This is a genomic window from Phenylobacterium sp., from assembly GCF_024508875.1.
In the GTDB taxonomy this organism is placed as follows: domain Bacteria; phylum Pseudomonadota; class Alphaproteobacteria; order Caulobacterales; family Caulobacteraceae; genus Phenylobacterium.
Map to the genome: position 1 here is coordinate 1 of NZ_JANINU010000225.1, position 3,606 is coordinate 3,606.

A 3,606-nucleotide genomic window follows, 5' to 3' on the forward strand; every position below is an offset into this window, starting at 1 on the left:
AGAACGCCTTCGCCCACGAGAGCGGCATCCACCAGGACGGGATGCTGAAGGACCGCGGCACCTACGAGATCATGACGCCGGAATCGGTGGGCCAGGCCCAGTCGAACCTGGTCATGGGCAAGCACTCGGGCCGCCACGCCTTCCGCGAAAAGCTGAAGGACCTGGGCTACGAGTTGGGCCAGAACGCGCTGAACGAGGCGTTCCAGCGCTTCAAGGACCTGGCCGACAAGAAGAAGCACGTCTTCGACGACGACATCATCGCCCTGGTCGACGACGCCCTGGCCAGCAGCGCCGACAAGGTGCAGGTGAAGCACCTGCGGGTCATCGCCGGCACCGAGGGGCCGCAGGAGGCCTTCCTGACGGTGACCATCGACGGCGTCGAGAAGAGCGCGAACGCCACCGGCGACGGCCCGGTGGACGCGGTGTTCAACGCGATCCACGCGGTGGTGCCGCACGACGCGATCCTGCGCCTGTTCCAGGTGCATGCGGTGACCGAGGGCACGGACGCCCAGGCTCAGGTCTCGGTGCGGCTCGAGGACGACGGCCGGATCGCCACCGGCTCGGCGGCGGACACCGACACCCTGACGGCGTCGGCCAAGGCCTATGTCAACGCGCTCAACAACCTCTTCGCGAGGAAGGAAAAGAGCGCGCCCGGCAAGGTCGCCAGCGGGTTCTGATCTCCCGAATGCTCGTCATGGCCGGGCTTGTCCCGGCCATCCAGAAACACCGATCCGTCCGAGTTCGCGCCGCGGGTCCGCCGCGCCTCGTCCTGCGCCGCCAGCGTGTCTGGATGGCGTGGACAAGCCCGGCCATGACAATCTTATTTTGTGAGCTCCGATGCTCTGGATCCTGATCACCGCGGCGGCGGCGCCCCTGCAGGTCGCGCGGAACGTCATGCAGCGCGGGCTGGTGGGCGACGCCGGGCCGTGGGGCGCGACCTTGGTGCGCTTCCTGTTCGGCCTGCCGTTCTCGATGGCCATGTTCGCGCTGGCAGCGACCCTCACGCCCGACGCGCATCCCGACCCGACGGCCGTGCGGTTCTGGATTGGCGTGCTGGCCGGCGCGACGGCGCAGATTGGGGCGACGGCGGCGCTGCTGCTGGCGATGCATCGGTCAGGTTTCGCGGTGGCCAGCGTGATGCAGCAGTCGTCGCTGCCGCTGGGCGCGCTGATGGGCTGGGCGGTGCTGGGCGACCAGCTCTCGCCGCCCGCCTGGGCCGGCGTGGCGATCGCCACCGCGGGCCTGGCGGTGCTGTCGTGGCCGAAGACGGCCGACGTGCGCGGCGGCCTGGCCGGCGCGGCGCTGGGCCTGGCCTCGGGCGCGGCGTTCGCGGTGTCGCTGAACGGCTACCGGCAGGCCGGGCTGGCGCTGGACCCCGACCACCCGCTGTACTCCGCCATGGCCGGCGTGGTGGTGGCGCAAACCTACCAGACCCTGCTGCTGGGCGGGATCCTGGCGGTGGTGCGACCGGCGGCCCTCAAGGCCGTGCTGGCCGGGTGGCGGCAGTCGCTGGGGGCCGGATTCTTCGGCTCGGCGGCCTCGGCCTGCTGGTTCGGGGCCCTGGCCCTGGCGCCGGCCGGGCCGGTGCGGGCGGTCGGCGTCATCGAGACGCCGATCTCGGCGGCGGTCGGCCATCGCCTGTTCCGCGAGCGGCCCAGCCTGCGGCAGTGGATCGGCGGGGCGGTGACGACGGTAGGCGTGCTGCTGACGGCGCTGGGCTAGTTCTTCTTCACGAACTCGGCGCGCAGGACGAGGCCCTTGATGGTCTCGTGCCGGCAATCGATCTCCTGCGGATCGCCGGTCAGGCGGATCGAGCGGATGACCGTGCCCCGCTTCAGCGTCTGGCCGCCAGCGCCCTTGACCTTGAGGTCCTTGACCAGGGTCACGCTGTCGCCGTCGGCCAGCAGGTTGCCGACGGAATCGCGCACCTCGACGACGCCGGCCTTCGCGGCCCGCTCGGCGGCCTCGGCGGCGCTGATCCATTCGCCGGTGGCTTCGTCATAGACGAAGTCGTCGTCGCCGCTCATGTCGCCTCCCGGACTCACGTGTCGGCGGGCTTAGAGCGTTCGCCCTTGCGCGACTAGTGCGAATGCGGCGCCGCGCCGCCCAGGTTCACGATGTCGACCGAGGTGACCAGCCGGGCGCCGCGCGCCGGCCGCAGGTCGCCCTCGGCCACCACCTTGAACGGCCCGTCCTTGGCGTCCAGCGGCGCGCCGTCTGCTTTGTCGGCCAGGATGATGCGGTTGGGCCGGGTGGCCGGATCCAGCTCCGCCAGCCCGTAGACGACCGCATAGCCGTCCGAGCCGCGCACCACCACGGCGTCGGCGAGGGCCGCGCCGTGCAGGGCCTTGCCGGTGGGCGCGCCGGCCTTGCCCAGGACGTCGATGAGGAGCGGTCCCTCGTAGGTGTGCTTCTGCCCGTGGGCGTCGAACGGCACGCTCGTCCGGGGCAGGGCGGCGACGTCGGCGGCCGTCAGGGTGACGGCGCCGGAGGGGCCCTTGATCGAGAGGGTCTGGGCCGCGGCCGGCGCCGACGAGGCGGCCAGGACGAGGCTGAAGGAGATGGCGCGCAGCATCGGTTACTCCACCGCGAGGATGACGTGAGGGGCCTTGACCAGGGCGGTGACGCGCTCGCCCTCGGCGAGGCCCAGGCTGTTGGCGCTTTCGAGGGTCACGGTGGCGACGAGCGTCTTGCCGCCCCCGATATCGAGGCGGACCTCGGTGTTCACAGCCCCATCCTCGCGCGCCTGGACGACGCCCGGGATCTGGTTGCGCGCGGACGTCACGAGACCGTCGCCCTGGGCGAGGATCACGAAGCCGGATTCGATGAGGGCGACCGCCGAGCCCCCGACCGCGAGGCCGAGGTCCTCCGCGCTCTGGCCGGTGACGATCGCCACGATCTCCAGGCCGTCGGCGATGCGCAAGGTCACCTCGGTGTTTACGGCGCCCGGCTTGAGCGCCGAGATGCGCCCACGAAGCGCGTTCCTCGCGCTGGTCTTCATCCCAAGGCTCCAAAGGGTTTCGGACGGAGGGCCGCCGTCGAGTTGGGCGAGAGCGGCGTCCAGGGCGCCCTGGACCCGGCGGAAGGCGGCGAGGGCGGCCCGCCCTTGCGGGGTCAACTGCGTCGCCCCGCCCGCCTTTCCGCCGGCGACGGCCGAGATGAGCGGGGCGTCGAAGAGGTTGTTCAGCCCCTGCACCGCGTCCCACGCGGCCTTGTAGGACAGACCGACCCGCTGGGCCGCGGCGCTGATCGAGCCCAGGTCGTCGATCGCCTGGAGCAAGCTCGCCCGCGCGAGGGCGACGCGGGGCAGGCCCGGCCGCTCCAGTGTGACGTTGGCGCTCAGCATGCTTCACCTCGTTATGTAGACTCGGTACATAACGCACCATGCGCCTGGCGACACTGCTTTCCGCCCTCGTTCTCGCTCTCTCGGCGACCGTTCCCGCTCTAGCCGCCGAGACGAAGGTGGCGGTGGCGGCAAACTTCACCGAGCCGGCCAAGGAGATCGCGGCGCGCTTCAAGGCGCGGACGGGCCATGACGCGAGCCTGAGCTTCGGCTCGTCGGGGCAGTTCTACGCCCAGATCGCCAACGGGGCGCCGTTCGAGGTG

The 3,606-nt window shown here is 71.3% G+C and carries 6 protein-coding genes; 3 read left to right on the plus strand and 3 right to left on the minus strand.

Annotation, left to right across the window (positions count from 1 at the left end; genetic code table 11):
* Positions 1 to 677, plus strand: a 677-nt coding sequence (locus tag Q0L11_RS16235; RefSeq protein WP_296598602.1) for an alpha-isopropylmalate synthase regulatory domain-containing protein, incomplete at its 5' end; no start/stop codon positions are given.
* Positions 678 to 837: 160 nt separating this feature from the next.
* The gene (locus Q0L11_RS16240; RefSeq protein WP_296598603.1) at positions 838 to 1,722 is read left to right on the plus strand and encodes a DMT family transporter; all 885 of its coding nucleotides are present in this window, start codon (positions 838 to 840) and stop codon (positions 1,720 to 1,722) included.
* Here the strand turns inward: Q0L11_RS16240 and Q0L11_RS16245 are convergent.
* The 3 genes from Q0L11_RS16245 to Q0L11_RS16255 form a co-directional block, all read right to left on the minus strand.
* On the minus strand, positions 1,719 to 1,928 hold the full coding sequence (locus Q0L11_RS16245) for an alkylphosphonate utilization protein (RefSeq protein WP_296598609.1): 210 nt from the start codon (positions 1,926 to 1,928) through the stop codon (positions 1,719 to 1,721). The two genes, Q0L11_RS16240 and Q0L11_RS16245, sit on opposite strands and share 4 nt — an antisense overlap.
* 152 nt (positions 1,929 to 2,080) lie before the next feature.
* Positions 2,081 to 2,575: a molybdopterin-binding oxidoreductase gene (locus Q0L11_RS16250; protein ID WP_296598604.1), complete on the minus strand. Its 495-nt coding sequence runs from the start codon at positions 2,573 to 2,575 to the stop codon at positions 2,081 to 2,083.
* Between the two features lie 3 nt (positions 2,576 to 2,578).
* Entirely contained in the window at positions 2,579 to 3,346 is a 768-nt protein-coding gene (locus tag Q0L11_RS16255; protein WP_296598606.1) for a TOBE domain-containing protein, read from the minus strand.
* Between the two features lie 38 nt (positions 3,347 to 3,384).
* Between Q0L11_RS16255 and Q0L11_RS16260 the strand changes: the two genes are divergently transcribed.
* Positions 3,385 to 3,606 (plus strand): substrate-binding domain-containing protein (locus Q0L11_RS16260; protein WP_296598608.1); only part of this gene is annotated, 222 nt, incomplete at its 3' end.